Source organism: Microbacterium sp. MM2322, from assembly GCF_964186585.1.
Classification (GTDB): Bacteria; Actinomycetota; Actinomycetes; order Actinomycetales; family Microbacteriaceae; genus Microbacterium.
In genome coordinates, this window is sequence record NZ_OZ075067.1 from 1,770,926 (window position 1) to 1,787,576 (window position 16,651).

Genomic DNA, 16,651 nt, shown 5'->3' on the forward strand with positions numbered 1-16,651 from the left:
CCGACTACTCCCCCATGGACCATCATGGGCACACTTTAGCGGCCAATGGCCGCGTCAGTCAGTGAGAAGTCGGATAGTCCCGCTCGCCGGCACCGGTGTACAGCTGCTGGGGGCGACCGATCTTCGTCTGCGGGTCGTTCTGCATCTCACGCCAGTGCGCCAGCCAGCCCGGCAGACGGCCGATCGCGAACAGCGGCGTGAACATCCGCGTCGGGAAGCCCATAGCCTTGTAGATCACGCCGGTGTAGAAGTCGACGTTGGGATACAGACGACGCTCCTTGAAGTAGTCGTCGCTGAGCGCGATCTCCTCGAGCTCGTTGGCGAGGGCCAGAAGCGGGTCCACCACGCCGAGCTCGCGCAGAACCTCGTCAGCGGACTCCTTCACGAGCTTCGCGCGCGGGTCGTAGTTCTTGTAGACGCGGTGCCCGAAGCCCATGAGCTTCACGCCGTCTTCCTTGTTCTTGACCCGCTCGACGAAGCGCTGCACGCTCTCGCCGGAGTCGCGGATGCGGCCCAGCATGTCGAGGACGGCTTCGTTCGCACCACCGTGGAGCGGACCGTACAGGGCGTTGATGCCCGCCGAGATCGAGGAGAACTGATTCGCACCGGTCGAACCGACGAGGCGGACCGTCGAGGTCGACGCGTTCTGCTCGTGGTCCGCATGCAGGATGAGCAACCGCTCGAGTGCACGCGACATCACCGGGTTGATCTCGTACGGCTCGGCGTTGTTGCCGAAGTTCAGCTTGAGGAAGTTGTCGACGAAGCTCAGCGAGTTGTCGGGGTACAGGAAGGCGTGGCCGATGCTCTTCTTGTGCGCGTACGCGGCGATGACTGGCAGTTTCGCGAGCATGCGGATCGTGTTGAGCTCGACGTGCTCGGGGTTGTGCGGGTCGCTCTGCCCCTCGTAGTAGGTCGAGAGGGCCGCCGTAGCCGCAGACAGCACCGACATGGGGTGCGCGGTGTGCGGCAGCGCGGAGAAGAAATGCTTGAGGTCTTCGTGCAGCAGCGTGTGGCGACGGATCTTCTCGTCCCACCCGGCGAGCTCGTCAGCCGTCGGCAGTTCGCCGTAGAGCAGCAACCAGGCGACCTCGAGGTACGTGCTGTGCTGCGCGAGCTGCTCGATCGGGTAGCCGCGGTAGCGGAGGATGCCCTGATCACCGTCGATGTAGGTGATGGACGACTTCGTCGAGGCAGTGTTCACGAACCCGTAGTCGAGCGAGGTGTGGCCCGTCTGCTTCGTGAAGGTGGAGAAGTCGACGCTCGGCACCCCTTCACTTCCCGAGATGAGCGGGAGTTCTGCCTTCGTGTCACCGATGGTGACAGTGGCGATCTGAGGGATGTCCGCGTTGGTCACGAAGCCTCCTTGCGGTCGTCGGAGCGGTCTTTACAGCCTACTGGGGTGACGGCGCGTCTCCTGACGCGCCCAACGGATAGCGGGATCCGTGAGAGGAATCCTACGAATCTGCTACGACGAGATGGATGCCGTCAGTCGCCGCGCCGCTTCCGCGATGCGTTCGTCGGTCGCCGTGAGCGAGAAGCGCACGTGGTGGGGGAAATGCGTCCCGTAGAAGTGCCCGGGTCCCGCCAGGATGCCGAGCTCGGCGAGCCGCCCGAGGGAGTCCCACGCGTTTTCTCCCGCGGTGGCCCACAGGTACAACCCGCCCTCGCTGCGATCGATGCGGAACCCGGCCGCTTCCACGGCCGGCTTCAGCACGTTCCGGCGGGACCGATACAACTCCCGCTGATGATCGACGTGCGCGTCGTCCTCGAGCGCGGCGATCATCGCCGACTGCACAGGACCGGGCACCATCAGGCCCAGGTGCTTGCGAGCTGTCACGAGGCGCGCGACCAGCGCAGCATCCCCGGCGAGGAACGCTGCCCGATACCCGGCGAGGTTCGACTGCTTGCTGAGCGAGTAGACGGAGAGGAGGCTCGTGAGGTCGCCCTCCGTCACGCGCGGATCGAGGATGCTGGGCACCGCGGCATCCGCCCACGGCCCGTCCCAGCCGAGTTCCGCGTAGCACTCGTCGGAGGCGAGGACCGCCCCGAGCTCCCGCGCGCGGCGTACCGCTCGACGAAGCTCGTCGACGCCGAGGACGCGCCCGTCGGGATTGCCGGGCGTGTTGATCCACACGAAGCGGGTGTTCGCGGGCCACTGATCGGGATCGTCAGACGCGAGCGGCATGGCGCCCACGAGGCGAGCCCCGACCTCGTATGACGGGTACGCCGCCCGAGGATGGACCACCGCATCATCTGGACCGAGACCCAGGAGCAGGGGAAGCAGGGCCACGAGTTCTTTCGATCCCACGGTCGGGATGACGTGCGATGGCGTCAGCCCCGTCACGCCGCGTCGCCGCGCGTACCAGGCGACGATCGCCTCACGCAGGGCGGGAGTGCCGACCGTCTGGGGGTACGCGTGCGCGTCGGTCGCACGTCGTATCGCCTCGGCGACGACGTCGGGGGTCGGATCGACCGGCGAACCGATCGACAGATCGACGATGCCACCCGGATGCTGCCGCGCACGCTCGGCATAGGGAGCCACGGCATCCCACGGGTAGTCGGCGAGGTCGCGGACGCTCATGGGTCGGTCAGTGCGCCTGCGGAGGAAGACCCGCGATCACGGGGTGGTCCTTCGCGATGACGCCGACCTTCGCGGCGCCGCCGGGAGAGCCGAGATCCTCGAAGAACTCCACGTTCGCCGTGTAGTAGTCCTGCCACTCAGCGGGGAGGTCGTCTTCGTAGTAGATGGCCTCGACGGGGCACACCGGCTCGCAGGCGCCGCAATCGACGCACTCATCGGGGTGGATGTAGAGCGACCGTTCGCCTTCGTAGATGCAGTCGACAGGGCACTCGTCGATGCAGGCTCGATCCTTCACATCCACGCACGGGAGGGCAATCACATACGTCACAGGACGAGTCTAGTTCGTGGATCGGAGGCGGGATGCCGACGGCCATGCCACAACCAGAGCGGCGACCAACGGGACCACGAACGTCCAGATGAGACCGGGAGTGATGACCACGCCCTCCGGCGGCGCGGGAACCACGACGGATCCGCCGGGGCCCTCGTTCGCGAACACCAGAGTGGCGAGCATGGCGCCGAGTCCGCAGGCGAGCGCGGAGGCGCGTTCACCCGTCAGCGTGCGGACGGCGATCAGCAGAGCCAGGAAACCGATCGAGGCGACGAGCAGACCGACCGGGAGGATGCCCCAGGTCGCCGCCTGCCCGATCGTGCCGGCCACGCCGTAGACGGTGCCGATGAGGGCAGCGAGCACCCAGGTGGCGATGCGGGCGAGGAGGGCGTTCACCTGCACAGTCTAGGCGAGCCCGACCTGAGCGATCAGGCCGCCCACCCCCACAGGCGGAGGAGCGCCGCCACGGCAGCCGCGGCCGCGACGACGACGAGGAACGGGGCATCGATCACCAGGAGACCACCGGCCACCAGAAGTGCCGGGACTCTCGCGTCCACGACGATCGCCTGCCCGACGCCGAGGGTCTGCACGACGACGAGAGCGGCCAGAAGCGCGACAGTCAGAAGGTCGATCGTGCGCGACGACCGGGGCGTTTCGAACCACGCCGGCGGGACGAGGTAACCCACCGTCTTGAGTGCCACGCAGACGATCGAGGCGACGAGAACCGCGTGCCACAGAGTCATGACGTCGCCTCCGCCGTCGGAGAGCGGCCCGCGAACCAGTTCGTCCATCCCACGAGCACGGCGACGAGAGCCGCAACGAGGACCGGGAGCCCGGGCATGAGGGCGGGAGTGAGGACAGCGGCGACGACCGCGGCAGCCGCGCCCACCGCAACCGCCTGACGCCGCTTCAGGCGAGGCCACAGCAATGCGAGGAACGCCGCTGCGGCCGCGGCATCCAACCCGTAAGCCTTCACATCGCCGAGGACATCGCCGAGGAGGGCGCCCGCGAGGGTCGTCAGGTTCCAGCCGACGTAGATGCCGATGCCGGTCACCCAGAAGCCGACGCGGCGGGCATCGGCATCCGTCTGAGCGAGAGCAACCGCGGCCGACTCGTCGATCGTGAAGTGGGATGCCGCGGCCCGCCGCCAGAAGCCACGCCCGACGACGGGCGACATCCTGAGGCCGTAGGCGACGTTCCGGATGCCGAGGAGACCCGCCGACGCGATCGCCGCGCCGAACACTCCCCCGCCGCCGATGACACCGACGAACGCGAACTGCGATCCACCGGTGAACATCAGCAGGCTGAGCACGCAGGTCTGCCAGACGTCGAGCCCGGACGCCACCGATAACGCGCCGAAGGAGACGCCGTAGGCGCTGGTCGCAACGGCGACGCCGACCGCGTCGCGCCATGCGCGCCGGGTCGGCGTCTCGTCACCCGTCATCAGGGTGCTACCGCGGGATCAGGAGTTGGCGTCCTGGCGCTTCAGACGCGCGGTCGCACGCGCGCGGTCCGTTGCAGCCAGGTTCACCTTGCGAATGCGGACGACCTCGGGCGTGACCTCGACGCATTCGTCGTCACGCGCGAACTCGAGGCTCTCCTCGAGCGTGAGGAGGCGGGGCGGCGTCATCGACTCGAACGAGTCGGAGCTGGCCGCTCGCATGTTCGTCAGCTTCTTCTCACGCGTGATGTTCACGTCCATGTCGTCGGCACGCGAGTTCTCGCCGACGACCATGCCTTCGTAGACCTCCTGCGTCGGCTGGACGAAGAACGACATGCGCTCCTGAAGGCCGATGATCGCGAAGGGGGTCACGACGCCGGAGCGGTCGGCGACGATGGAGCCGTTCTGGCGCGTCGAGATGTGGCCGGCCCACGGCTCGTAGCCGTGCGAGATCGCGTTCGCGATGCCCGTGCCGCGGGTCGTGGTGAGGAATTCGGTACGGAAGCCGATGAGACCGCGCGAGGGGACGATGAACTCCATGCGCACCCAGCCGGTGCCGTGGTTCGTCATGTTGTCCATGCGGCCCTTGCGGGCGGCGAGAAGCTGCGTGATCGCGCCGAGGTACTCTTCGGGCGCGTCGATCGTCAGATGCTCGAAGGGCTCGTAGGTCTTGCCGTCGACCTGCTTCGTGACGACCTGCGGCTTGCCGACGGTCAGCTCGAAACCTTCGCGACGCATGTTCTCGACGAGGATCGCCAGAGCGAGCTCGCCACGGCCCTGGACTTCCCAGGCGTCCGGACGACCGATGTCGACGACGCGGATCGAGACGTTACCGATGAGCTCGCGGTCGAGACGGTCCTTGACCATGCGCGCCGTCAGCTTGTGGCCCTTGACCTTGCCCATGAGGGGCGAGGTGTTCGTACCGATGGTCATCGAGATCGCGGGGTCGTCGACGTGGATCTGCGGCAGCGGGCGGACGTCCTCGGGGTCGGCGATGGTCTCACCGATCGTGATGTCCTCGAAGCCGGCGATGGCGACGATGTCGCCGGGGCCGGCCGACTCGGCCGGGTAGCGCTCGAGGGCGCGGGTCTTCAGGAGCTCCGTGATGCGAGCGTTGCTGGTGGTGCCGTCGGCGCGCACCCACGCGACCGTCTGCCCCTTCTTGAGCGTGCCGTTGAAGACGCGAAGCAGGGCGAGACGCCCGAGGAACGGCGAGGAGTCGAGGTTCGTGACCCAGGCCTGCAGAGGCGCCTCGTCGTCGTACGACGGCGCGGGGACGTGCTCGAGGATCGCACCGAAGAGCGGCTCGAGGTCGTCGTTGTCGGGAAGCGAGCCGTTGTCGGGGCGGTTCCGCGATGCGGCGCCGGCGCGACCGGAGGCGTAGACGACGGGGACGTCGAGCAGGGCGTCGACGTCGAGGTCGGGCACGTCGTCCTGCAGGTCGGACGCGAGACCCAGGAGAAGGTCGTGCGCCTCCTCTTCGACCTCGGCGATACGCGCGTCGGGACGGTCGGTCTTGTTGACCAGCAGGATGACGGGAAGCTTCGCCTCGAGCGCCTTGCGCAGGACGAAGCGGGTCTGCGGGAGCGGGCCCTCGGAGGCATCCACCAGCAGCACGACGCCGTCGACCATCGACAGGCCGCGCTCGACCTCGCCACCGAAGTCGGCGTGACCGGGGGTGTCGATGACGTTGATCGTCACCGGGTCGGCGGAGTGGGCGCCCGTGTAGGTGATCGTCGTGTTCTTCGCGAGGATCGTGATGCCCTTTTCGCGCTCGAGATCGTTCGAGTCCATGGCGCGTTCTTCCATGTGCTCGTGCGAGCCGAACGAGCCGGTCTGGCGGAGCATGGCGTCGACGAGCGTCGTCTTGCCGTGGTCGACGTGCGCGACGATCGCGACGTTGCGGAGGTCAGGACGGAGGGCGTGCGCCATGAAGGGGATTCCTTGCAGAGAGGGTGTTGCCGGGATGCCGGCAGTCCACTTTACCGCAGCCCGCTGAACGCCGACGGGGCGAGGACCTTTCGGTCCCCGCCCCGCCGGTTTTGCTGTGTGTTGCTGCTTACTCTGCGGCCCAGCCGACGATCGTCCAGTCGATGGTCTCGAACTGGGTGGCACCCCAGTTGACGAGACCTTCCTTGACGGCGTAGACGTTCGGAAGCGGCGCGATCGGGAACATCGGGACGTAGTCCCAGATCACGTCGTTGATCTTCTTCGCGATCTCAATGCGCTTCGCGGGGTCGAGCTCGGAGTTCGCCTGGTCGTACAGGTCGCCCAGCTTCTCGTCCGTCGTACCCGTGAAGTTCGACTCGGAGTCGAGTGGGTAGTACAGCGCCTCCGACGAGGAGATCGGGAACGGCGTGCCCACCCACGAGAACGACACCATCTCGAAGTTGCCCGGGATGACGTAGTCGCTGAAGTAGGTCGCAGCGGGAACCGTCTCGAGCTTGACCGGGATGCCGAAGGCGTTGAGGTCTGCCTGGACCTGCTCGGAGCGCTGGATGTTCGTCGCCGTGTCGGCGGGAACCGTGACGCTGAGCGTGAGCGCCTTGCCGTCCTTGGTCCAGCTCTTGCCCTCGCTGCCCTCGTATCCGGCTTCCTTGAGGTACTCCGCCGCCTTCTTCGTGTCGGTCTTGGGAGCCTTGTCCTCATAACCGTTCTGGCCCGGCATGAAGATGAAGTCGCCCTGCGTGATCGGCGGGGCGTCGACGGGCGTGTTCGCCGAGGCGGCGATCTGCTCGCGGTTCACGATCGACTCGACGGCCTTGCGGACGTTGACGTCGGAGAGCGGGCCCTCCTTCGCGTTCATCGTGACGTGCGTCCAGGTCGTGCCACCCGACGTCTCGATCTTGGCGTCGGAGCGCGTCTTCGCCGTCTGGTACAGGTCGGCGTTGGCCGAGATGTACAGCGCGTCGAGCTCCGAGTTGGCGAACGAGGCGCCCTGCTGGTCCTGGCTGACCGCGCGGTACAGGACGGTCTCGAGCTTCGGGGTCGCTCCCCACCACTGCGGGTTGCGCTCGAGGGTGACGACCTGACCGGTCGTGTCGATCTTCGAGATCTTGAACGGACCAGCCGACGGAACCGCCTTGGTGCGGTAGCCGTCGTTGTACGCCTTGGGGTCGCTCGAGATGGATGCCGGAAGCAGCCCGCCCGTGAACAGTGCCTGCCAGTCGGCGTAGATCTTCGAGAACGTGATCTTGACGTCGTACTCGTCGGCACCCTGCTCGACCGAGGAGATGTCCTCCCAGCCCGCAGTGGAGGCAGGGGTGAACGCCTTGTTGGAGCCGTTCTGAGCCTTCCAGTAGGCGATGTAGTCGGCGGCCGTGATCGGCGTGCCGTCTTCCCACTTGGCGTCCGGGTTCAGCTTGATCTCGACGATCTGCGGGTCGTCGCTGGTGATCTCGGCCGAGGAGGCGTAGTTCTCGTCGACGACCGGAGTGCCGTCTTCCTTGATCTTGAACGGTCCGCCGGTGGTGCCCGAGACGATGCTCACCGTGTCGGACTCGTTGCCGTCGACCTGGTTGATGTTGAACTGCACGGGCAGCGATCCGACCGCGAGGGTCAGCGTGCCGCCGTCCTTGACCTTGGCCGCGTCGGCCCGGGTCCATGCCGTGGCAGGGAGTTCCGGAGCCGCAGACGCACTCTGGGTGGGCGCACCGGTGTTGCCGGCAGCACAACCAGAGATCACGAGTGCGGCGACGCCGAGCAGCGCCAAAGACCCGAACGGCTTTGCACCTCGAATCTTCATGTGATTGTTCCTCTCGTTTACCTTTTGGTGACCACCGGCGGAATGGTGCGCCCGCCGGAGGGGGTTCAGGATGCGGCCGACAACGCGACCTCATCGACCAGCGTCGAGTCCTCGACGTGGTGGCAGGCGACGCGCGCGCGGCCGTGAGAGGTCAGCTCCGGCTCAGCGGAGCGACACATCTCCTGGCGCGTCTCGTCGAGAAGTTTGTACAACGGGCAGCGGGTGCGGAACCGGCATCCGCTGATCTCCTGCGTCGGGCTCGGCAGATCCCCCTGCAGGAGCACCCGCGCGCGACCGCGCTCGATGCGGGGGTCGGGGATGGGAGCCGCGGAGATGAGCGCCTTCGTGTAAGGGTGCTGCGGGTTGCCGAATACCGTCGACACCGGACCCTGCTCCACGACGGAACCGAGATACATCACCGCGACGTCGTCGGCGATCTGGCGCACGACGGCGAGGTCGTGAGCGACGAACAGGTACGACAGTCCCAATCGGGCCTTCAGATCCTCGAGCAGGTTGATGACGCCCGCCTGGATGGACACGTCGAGCGCGGACACCGGCTCGTCGAGCACGATGACCGACGGATTCGTCGCGAGCGCCCGCGCGATGCCGATGCGCTGACGCTGACCACCCGAGAACTCGTGCGGGTAGCGGTCGGACATCGACGGGTCGAGCCCGACGAGGTCCAGCAGTTCGAGCGCACGCTTGTCGCGCTCGGCCTTGCGTGTCCCGATCGCCCACAGGGGCTCGGTGATGACCTCGCTGATCGGCAGGCGCGGATCGATCGCACCCATCGGATCCTGGAAGACGATCTGCACGTCGCGACGGAGCGCATGACGCTCGCGCGGGCTGAGCGTGCCGACGTCCTTGCCGTTGATCTTGATGGATCCGGACTGCGGTGCGGTCATCTCCATGATCTCGAGGATCGTCGTCGTCTTGCCGCAGCCCGACTCCCCCACGAGGCCCATCGTGCGGCCCGGCTTCAGCGAGAACGACACGCCGTCCACGGCACGCACGGTCCCGACGCGGCGGGGGAAGATCGCACCCTTCATCAGCGGGAAGTGCCGGCGCAGGTCCGTCACCTCGACGACGGGCGCCGCACCGGAGTCGACGAGCTCGCCCTCGATGATCGGATCCGCGACGGTGAAGACCTCGCCGCGCGGGATCTCGCCACGGGCGATCTCGCCGCCGCGGATGCACGCGGCGACGTGATCCGGTCCCGAGGCGGGATCGTGCGCGACCAGGTCGGGCTCGACGTCCCGGCACGCGTCCACGGCGATGGGGCATCGGGCTGCGAAGGGGCACCCCTTGGGGAGCGCCGCCAGGGACGGCGGGCGACCTTCGAGCGGAACGAGCCGTTGCGTTCCCGCCGTGAGCATGTTGGGAACCGAACGCAGCAGCCCGATCGAGTACGGCATCTGCGGCTCGTGGAAGACCTGATCCGTCGTGCCGAGCTCGACGAGTTTGCCTGCGTACATGACGCCCACGCGGTCGGCGTGACCCGCGACGACACCGAGGTCGTGCGTGATGAGCACGACCGCCGCACCGGTGATGTCCTTGGCTTTCTCGAGCACCTCGAGGATCTGCGCCTGGATCGTGACGTCGAGAGCCGTCGTGGGCTCGTCGGCGATGATCACCTTCGGGTCGTTCGCGATCGCCATCGCGATCATCGCGCGCTGGCGCATTCCGCCGGAGAACTCGTGCGGGAACGCCTTGGCGCGCCGCTCGGGATCGGGGATGCCGACGGTCTTCAGCAGCTCGACCGCGCGAGCGGCCGCAGCCTGAGCCGACAGCTTCGAATCGTGGAGACGAAGTGCCTCGGCGATCTGGTCACCGACGGTGTAGACGGGAGTAAGAGCCGACAGCGGATCCTGGAAGACCATCGACAGCTGCTTGCCACGGATACGGGACAGCTTCTTGTCGTCCATGCCGAGGAGCGACTTGCCCTCGAATTCGATTGATCCGGTCACCTGCGCGTTGGTGGGCAGGAGGCCCATGACGGCGAGGGACGACACGGACTTGCCGGAGCCGGACTCGCCGACGATGCCGAGGAACTCCCCCGGGTGGACGTCGTACGAGATGCCGCGGACGGCCTGCACGTCGCCCGATCCGCGTTGCGGGAAGGTGACGCTGAGGTCGCGGACCGAGAGGAGCGGCGTGCGGCGGGACTGCGGCGAAGAGAGAAGGGATTCAGGCACGGTTGGCCCCCGAGGTCGGGTCGATCGCATCGCGCAGGGCGTCGCCGATGAGACTGATGGCGAAAAGAAGGACGATGAGGACACCCGCCGGGAAGACGAACAGCCACGGGCGTGTCAGCGCAGCCGACGTACCGTCGGCAAGCAGGGTGCCGAGCGAGACGTCCGGCTTCTGCACGCCGAAGCCGAAGTAGCTCAGCGACGTCTCCGACATGATCATCGAGACGATTCCGAGGGTCACGTCGATGATGAGCAGGGACGCGATGTTCGGGAGGATGTGGCGGCTCAGGATCTTTCGCGTCGGCAGACCCATGTAGCGTGCGGCCCGCACGAAGTCGCGGTTGCGCAGCGAGCGCGTCTGGTTGCGGACGACCTGCGCCATCACCATCCAGCTGAAGATCGCGAGGAAGAACGTCAGCGCGATCCAGGAGAGGCTTTTGAACAGCGGGCTCAGAAGGATGAGGATGAAGAACGACGGCACGACGAGCAGCAGGTGGGTGAACCAGCTGATGACCTTGTCGGTGACTCCCCCGACGTAGCCTGCGACGGAGCCGATGACGGCAGCGAGCAGCGTCCCGAGGATGCCGGCGACGAGACCGATGATGAGGGACTTCTGCAGCCCCGCCATGGTCTGGGCGAAGATGTCCTGCCCGATGCTGTTGGTGCCGAACCAGTGGCGGAGCGTCGGCCCCATGCCCATGTTGTAGACGTCGCGATCGGTGATCGACCACGGCGTCAGGAACGGCCCGACGATCGACAGCAGCACGACGGCGGCGAAGGCGATGGCGCCGACCCAGAACCGCGGCATCCCGCGCAGTCGGCGCCAGACGAGACCGTTCCGGGAGAGCGGACGGCGCTGCTTGGTGATGGTCTGTTCGTCATCGAGGCTCACCTCGACGGCTTCTTGCTGAGCGATGACCATGTCAGCTCCTCACACGGGGGTCGAGGGCGGCGTAGATGATCTCCGAAAACGTCGAGGAGAGCAGCACGAGAATGGCGACGAACAGGGTGCTTCCCGCTGCCGCGTTGACGTCGTTCGTGTTGACGGCCTGAAGCAGGAACTGCCCCATGCCGCGCCAGCTGAACACGATCTCGAGCATGGCGGAACCCGCGACGAGTGTGCCGAAGCTGTAGGCAAAGAAGGTCGACATCGGGATGAGCGCGATGCGCACGCCGTGGCGGAAGAGCGCCGGTCCGCGCTCGAGTCCCTTCGACCGGGCGGTGCGGATGTAGTCGGCTCCGAGAACGTCGAGCATGACGCTGCGCTGGTAGCGCGAATAACTGGCTGCGCTCATGAGTATGAGCGCCAGAGTCGGCAACAGGAGATGAATCGCTCGATCGAGGGCCAGATCCCACCAACTCCCGCTGATCCCGGCGCTGTACTCCCCTGTGAACGTGATGAGCTGCACGCCGACAGCGTTGTTGAGGGCGGTCGCGCCGATCATCAAGAGCACACCGACGACGAAGGTCGGCGTCGCGAAGATCAGGAATGAGCCGTAGGTGACGATCTGGTCGCTTGCGCGGTACTGGCGGACGGCGCCCCACACCCCGAGCAGAACGCCGAGGACGGCTCCGATGAGCGAACCGATCAGGAGGAGCCGAAGGCTGGCGCCGGAGCGGGCGATGATCTCCTCGACGACCGGCTGCTTGCCGATCGTGATGCCGAGCGACCCCTGCGTGAAGAGGCCGACGAGCCAGTGCCACAGACGCGCGACAACCGGAACGTCCGGGCTCTGGCCGAGCTGAGCGAGGGAGGCGTCGATCGACGCCTGCGGAGGTCGGGGGTTCCTGCCGTAGAACGCGTCGCCCGGCCTGAAGATCGCGCTGGCCAACACATAGGCCATGCAGGTGGCGATCAGGCTCAGGATCGCGTAGTTGACGAACCGGCGGAGGACATACAGCGTCACCGGGAGATCCCGGACGATCGGGTCGCTGGCACAAACATGGTGGTGCTCTTTCTCGGGCTTACGCGCTCTTGCGTTGCGTTCGAATCGCCGGAACCGGATCCGGACTCAACGACCCTAACTCGCTCATCAACGCTGACAAGACCGTCTGGAAAACTCTTTGTATGAACGTAACATTGCGTGACCTGCTCGCAAAATGACTGTGAACGCGCCGTAAAACCGTCAGTACGCTCAGCCGAAACCGCCGCTGATGATCACGGAGCACAGTCCCCAGGCGATCAGGAGGACCAACGCGCCGAGAGCGCGGAGATCCCATCGGCGCACGACCTCGCCCTCGCCGGAACCGGTTTCGGTGGCGGCATCCCACTGCCCTCGGATGAGCTCCAGATCGCGAAGGGCGGGGGGTATTCGGGCACGGGGGTTCTGATCCGCCTTGAGGCCGGGGCGCGCGGGACGCCCGGCAACGGGCCCCCCGAACGCATTGACGATCCGACCGTCATCAAGGGTGAACCTGACCTGATAGCGGATGCCGATGTCAGTCACGCGTCCCCAGGGGACTCGTACGATGCGTAGCAGGTTCTGGACGGTAGCGCCCTCGGCGTCTATGGCCACGTGCGAGACGAAGGTCCCGACGTAGATGAGCCACATGACGAGCAGGAGCCACGGCGCCAGGAGGAGCATCTCCCCCCAGCCTGCGCGGACCACGGCGTCGATGAGGAGCAGCAGCGTCACGAGCGATGCCAGGATGAGTGCGACCGTGCCGGATGCGGCACGGAAGACCCGCGGCGAGGCGGCCCGGGAATGCCCCGGGTCCGCCCCACCGTTGCGAGAGTCGGTGCTCAACGCTCTCCGCCGAGCGGGATGTCCGCACCGGGGATGGCTGCGAGGAGTCGCTGCGTGTACTCCTGAGTCGGCGATGCGAAGATCTCATCGACCGTCCCCTGCTCGACGACGCGCCCCTGCTCCATCACGCAGACGAGGTCCGCGGCGACCCGCACGACAGCGAGGTCGTGCGTGATGAAGAGATACGTCAGGTCGAGCTCGGACTGAAGCTCGGCGAGCAGACGCAGGATCTGATCCTGCACGAGCACATCGAGAGCCGAGACAGCCTCGTCGAGGACGACGATGGACGGCTTGAGAGCGAGCGCACGCGCGATGGCGATGCGCTGGCGCTGGCCACCGGACAACTCGTTCGGGTACCGCCACGCGACCTCCCGCGGCAGCGACACCTGCTCGAGGAGCTCGAACACGCGCTCGCGGCGCGACTTCTCGTCGCCCACACCGTGGACGCGCAGCGGCTCCGCGATGAGGGCGCCGATGCTCCGCAGCGGATCGAGGGAACCGTACGGATCCTGGAAGACCGGCTGCATACGACTGCGAAGCCCGAAGACGTCCTTGCGTGTCATGTCGGACGTGTCCAGACCGTCCACGAGGACCGACCCGCTGGTCGGCTTCTCGAGCTGAAGGACCATTTTGGCCACCGTCGACTTGCCCGACCCGGACTCCCCCACCAGCGCGAGCGTCTTTCCCCGCGGAATCTGGAAGGAAACGCCGTCGACGGCACGGAACGGCTCACTGCGGAACCCACCCGAGCGGATCTTGTAGTCCTTCGTGAGGTCACGGACCTCGACGACGGGCTTCGCCTCGGCGACGTCTTCGCGGTGCTCGACACCTCGACGTTCGGCAACCGCCTGGATCCGGTGCGAGGCGAGGCTCGGGGCGGCAGCCACGAGACGCTGCGTGTAGGGATGCTGCGGAGCCTCGAGGATGACGCGGCTCGGCCCGGACTCGACGATCTCGCCCTGGTTCATCACGATGATGCGATCGGCCCGCTCCGCCGCGAGCCCCAGGTCGTGCGTGATGAAGAGCACCGCGGTGCCCTTCTCACGAGTGAGCGACGCGAGGTGATCGAGGATGACGCGCTGCACCGTGACGTCGAGAGCGCTCGTCGGCTCGTCAGCGATCAGGAGCTTCGGGTCCGCTGCAAGCCCGATGCCGATGAGCGCACGCTGGCGCATGCCACCCGAGAACTGGTGCGGGAACTGATGCATGCGACGCTCGGCGTCGGCAAGGCCGGCCTGCTTGAGGACCTCGATGGCACGCTCGCGCGCCTGCTTCCGGCTCGATGCCAGCCCGTTGGCCCGGACGGCTTCCTCCACCTGGAAACCGATCGACCAGACGGGGTTGAGATTCGACATGGGGTCCTGCGGGACGTAACCGATGTCGCGACCACGGATGGTCTCCATGTCCCGGCGGCTGGCGCCGATGAGGTCGACGCCGTCGAGCGTGATCGTTCCGCCGGTCACCGCACCGGTACCCGGGAGCAGGTTGATCACCGCAGCCGCCGTGGTCGATTTGCCGGATCCGGATTCACCCACGATCGCGACCGTCTCGCCGGCGAAGATGTCAAGATCGACGCCGTGCAGCACCTCCCGCACCTTCTTGCCGGTGCCGAAAGACACCTTCAGGTCACGGATCTGCAGAAGGGGCTGCGACACGGCGCTCTCCTTGTGGCTGGCACGCAGGCTCGCGCGGCTGATGGGGGTCTCGTTCTCACTCATCGCTGGGCCCTCGACCTCGGGTCGACGGCGTCGCGGAGGAGCTCGCCGAGGGTGATGAAAGCGAGCACCGAGACGGTGAGCGCGAGCGACGGCCAGAACAGCGCCATCGGGGCGGACCTGATCTGGTTCTGTGCCTGACTGATGTCCAGACCCCACGACACGGTCGAGCCGCCGAGGCCGACACCCAGGAAGGACAGGGTCGACTCGGCGACGATCGCCGTACCGAGGCTCAGCGTCGTGACGACGATGACGGGAGCCATCGCATTGGGCAGGACGTGCGTGACCATGGTGCGGAATCGGGAGAGCCCGATCGAGATGGATGCCGTCACGTAATCGGACTGCTTCACCCGGAGAATTTCGGCTCGGGCGATGCGAGCGGTGCTGGCCCACGAGAATCCACCGATCGCCAAGGCGAGGACGAATTCGTTCCTGTAGTCCGCGAGGACCGACATGACGACGACGGCCGCGATGATGTAGGGGATCGTGAAGAAGACGTCACCCACGCGCGAGAGCACCGTGTCGAGGAATCCGCCGTAGAACCCGGCGAGGGCGCCCATGATGACACCGATCACCGTGGAGATCAGAGTGGCCATCACACCGACGATCATCGACGTGCGCGTGCCGTGGACGACGCGCGACCAGATGTCGCATCCCTGTCGGTCGAATCCGAGCGGGTGGCCCGCCGTGGCATCGCCGTTGCTGTTGTCCAGGGTGCACACACCCCCTGAGGGCGCTACCGAGGTGAAGAGCGTCGGTGCCACCGCCATGGCGACGATGATCGCGCACAGCAGGACAGAGATCCAGAAGGTCGGACGCCGGCGCAGATCGCGCCACGCGTCGATCCAGAGGTTGCTCTTCTTATCGCTGAGGCGGAGCTGATCGACGGGGACCGATTCCGTGTTCGTCGGCGCGACGTAGTGTGCGGAGTTACTTGACATAGCGAATCCTCGGGTCGAGCAGGCCGTAGAGAAGGTCGACGACCAGGTTCACCAGAACGTAGATCACGACGAAGATCGTGACGAAGGAGACCACGGTCGGCGTCTCTCGCTGGGTGATCGCCGTGAACAGCGTGTTACCCACGCCGGGCACGTTGAAGATGCCTTCGGTGACCGTGGCACCGACCATCAGGATGCCGAACTGGGTCGCCGTGTCGGTGACCATCGGGATCATCGAGTTGCGGAGGACGTGGACGGGGATGACCCGCCGCCGCGAGAGGCCCTTCGAGTAGGCCGTTCGGACCCAGTCCTGACCGAGCGTCTCGATCATGGAGGCACGGGTCAGACGCATGCTGGACGCGTAGACGCTGAGGCCGAGCACGATCGCGGGGAGCCACAGGTCACCCCAATCGTTGCGTCCGCCGACCGTGGGCCGGAACCATCCCAACTGAACGCCGAGGAAGTACTGGGCGAGGAAGCAGAGGACGAAGATGGGGATGGCGATGAAGATGAGCGCCGTGACGAGGGCGCCGTTATCGAAGATCGAGCCCTTCCAGATGGCGGACAGCGCGCCGATGACGAGGGCGAGAACGAAGGCGATCGCTACGGACATGATCGCGAGACGCATCGTGACGGGGACCGTGCGGGCAAGCACATCATTAACGCTCTGACCGGAGAAGGTCGTCCCGAAGTCGAGGCGGAAGATGCCGCCCAGGTAGTTCGCGTATTGCACGATGAACGGCTCGTTGAGCTTGTACTGCTCGCGTAGCGAGTCGATGACAGCCTGAGGCGGCTGCTTGTCACCGAACAACGCGGCGACCGGGTCTCCGGGCAAACCGAAGACCATGAAATAGATCAGCAGGGTCGCCCCGAGGAACACGGGGATCACCTGCAGGATCCGTCGGAGGATGTAATAGGCCACCCTCGGCCCCCTTTCAGGGAAAAGACGTATCGGTGCTGACGC

Annotated in this window: 15 protein-coding genes; all 15 read right to left on the bottom strand. The window is 66.4% G+C overall.

Going from position 1 to position 16,651, the window contains the following annotated elements:
- Nucleotides 1-58: 58 nt before the first annotated feature.
- On the bottom strand, nucleotides 59-1,354 hold the full coding sequence (locus ABQ271_RS08720) for a citrate synthase (protein ID WP_349308387.1): 1,296 nt from the start codon (nucleotides 1,352-1,354) through the stop codon (nucleotides 59-61).
- A gap of 111 nt (nucleotides 1,355-1,465) precedes the next feature.
- Complete coding sequence (gene dapC, locus ABQ271_RS08725) at nucleotides 1,466-2,581, bottom strand: succinyldiaminopimelate transaminase (protein WP_349308388.1); 1,116 nt, start codon at nucleotides 2,579-2,581, stop codon at nucleotides 1,466-1,468.
- A gap of 7 nt (nucleotides 2,582-2,588) precedes the next feature.
- The gene (gene fdxA, locus ABQ271_RS08730; protein WP_018188277.1) at nucleotides 2,589-2,909 is read right to left on the bottom strand and encodes a ferredoxin; all 321 of its coding nucleotides are present in this window, start codon (nucleotides 2,907-2,909) and stop codon (nucleotides 2,589-2,591) included.
- Nucleotides 2,910-2,918: 9 nt separating this feature from the next.
- The gene (locus ABQ271_RS08735) at nucleotides 2,919-3,305 is read right to left on the bottom strand and encodes a DUF6113 family protein (protein WP_349308389.1); all 387 of its coding nucleotides are present in this window, start codon (nucleotides 3,303-3,305) and stop codon (nucleotides 2,919-2,921) included.
- A gap of 32 nt (nucleotides 3,306-3,337) precedes the next feature.
- Nucleotides 3,338-3,652 carry an AzlD domain-containing protein gene (locus ABQ271_RS08740; protein ID WP_349308390.1) on the bottom strand — a complete coding sequence of 105 codons (315 nt, stop codon included), beginning with the start codon at nucleotides 3,650-3,652 and terminating at the stop codon, nucleotides 3,338-3,340.
- Nucleotides 3,649-4,353: an AzlC family ABC transporter permease gene (locus tag ABQ271_RS08745; protein WP_349308391.1), complete on the bottom strand. Its 705-nt coding sequence runs from the start codon at nucleotides 4,351-4,353 to the stop codon at nucleotides 3,649-3,651. The genes ABQ271_RS08740 and ABQ271_RS08745 overlap by 4 nt, the downstream gene beginning before the upstream one ends.
- An 18-nt stretch (nucleotides 4,354-4,371) precedes the next feature.
- Complete coding sequence (typA, locus tag ABQ271_RS08750; RefSeq protein WP_349308392.1) at nucleotides 4,372-6,282, bottom strand: translational GTPase TypA; 1,911 nt, start codon at nucleotides 6,280-6,282, stop codon at nucleotides 4,372-4,374.
- A gap of 127 nt (nucleotides 6,283-6,409) precedes the next feature.
- Nucleotides 6,410-8,095 carry an ABC transporter family substrate-binding protein gene (locus tag ABQ271_RS08755; protein ID WP_349308393.1) on the bottom strand — a complete coding sequence of 562 codons (1,686 nt, stop codon included), beginning with the start codon at nucleotides 8,093-8,095 and terminating at the stop codon, nucleotides 6,410-6,412.
- 65 nt (nucleotides 8,096-8,160) lie between these two features.
- Nucleotides 8,161-10,290 carry an ABC transporter ATP-binding protein gene (locus tag ABQ271_RS08760; protein ID WP_349308394.1) on the bottom strand — a complete coding sequence of 710 codons (2,130 nt, stop codon included), beginning with the start codon at nucleotides 10,288-10,290 and terminating at the stop codon, nucleotides 8,161-8,163.
- Nucleotides 10,283-11,209, bottom strand: a complete 927-nt coding sequence (locus tag ABQ271_RS08765) for an ABC transporter permease (RefSeq protein ID WP_349308395.1) — start codon at nucleotides 11,207-11,209, stop codon at nucleotides 10,283-10,285. The genes ABQ271_RS08760 and ABQ271_RS08765 overlap by 8 nt, the downstream gene beginning before the upstream one ends.
- 1 nt (nucleotide 11,210) lies before the next feature.
- Nucleotides 11,211-12,194 (bottom strand): ABC transporter permease, encoded by a 984-nt coding sequence (locus ABQ271_RS08770; protein WP_349308396.1) that lies wholly within the window; start codon nucleotides 12,192-12,194, stop codon nucleotides 11,211-11,213.
- A gap of 228 nt (nucleotides 12,195-12,422) precedes the next feature.
- Nucleotides 12,423-13,034 (bottom strand): hypothetical protein, encoded by a 612-nt coding sequence (locus ABQ271_RS08775; protein ID WP_349308397.1) that lies wholly within the window; start codon nucleotides 13,032-13,034, stop codon nucleotides 12,423-12,425.
- Entirely contained in the window at nucleotides 13,031-14,752 is a 1,722-nt protein-coding gene (locus ABQ271_RS08780) for an ABC transporter ATP-binding protein (RefSeq protein WP_349308398.1), read from the bottom strand. Before ABQ271_RS08780 ends, ABQ271_RS08775 begins: the two co-directional genes overlap by 4 nt.
- Nucleotides 14,749-15,690, bottom strand: coding sequence for an ABC transporter permease (locus tag ABQ271_RS08785; RefSeq protein WP_349308399.1), 942 nt, complete (start codon nucleotides 15,688-15,690; stop codon nucleotides 14,749-14,751). The genes ABQ271_RS08780 and ABQ271_RS08785 overlap by 4 nt, the downstream gene beginning before the upstream one ends.
- The gene (locus ABQ271_RS08790) at nucleotides 15,680-16,609 is read right to left on the bottom strand and encodes an ABC transporter permease (RefSeq protein ID WP_349308400.1); all 930 of its coding nucleotides are present in this window, start codon (nucleotides 16,607-16,609) and stop codon (nucleotides 15,680-15,682) included. Before ABQ271_RS08790 ends, ABQ271_RS08785 begins: the two co-directional genes overlap by 11 nt.
- Nucleotides 16,610-16,651: the final 42 nt, after the last annotated feature.

Coding starts and splice junctions, on each gene's coding strand:
- dapC (WP_349308388.1), bottom strand. CDS start 2,581: ATGAGCGTCCGCGACCTCGCCGACTACCCGTGGGATGCCGTGGCTCCC.
- ABQ271_RS08740 (WP_349308390.1), bottom strand. CDS start 3,652: ATGACTCTGTGGCACGCGGTTCTCGTCGCCTCGATCGTCTGCGTGGCA.
- ABQ271_RS08745 (WP_349308391.1), bottom strand. CDS start 4,353: ATGACGGGTGACGAGACGCCGACCCGGCGCGCATGGCGCGACGCGGTC.
- typA (WP_349308392.1), bottom strand. CDS start 6,282: ATGGCGCACGCCCTCCGTCCTGACCTCCGCAACGTCGCGATCGTCGCG.
- ABQ271_RS08755 (WP_349308393.1), bottom strand. CDS start 8,095: ATGAAGATTCGAGGTGCAAAGCCGTTCGGGTCTTTGGCGCTGCTCGGC.
- ABQ271_RS08765 (WP_349308395.1), bottom strand. CDS start 11,209: ATGGTCATCGCTCAGCAAGAAGCCGTCGAGGTGAGCCTCGATGACGAA.
- ABQ271_RS08780 (WP_349308398.1), bottom strand. CDS start 14,752: ATGAGTGAGAACGAGACCCCCATCAGCCGCGCGAGCCTGCGTGCCAGC.
- ABQ271_RS08785 (WP_349308399.1), bottom strand. CDS start 15,690: ATGTCAAGTAACTCCGCACACTACGTCGCGCCGACGAACACGGAATCG.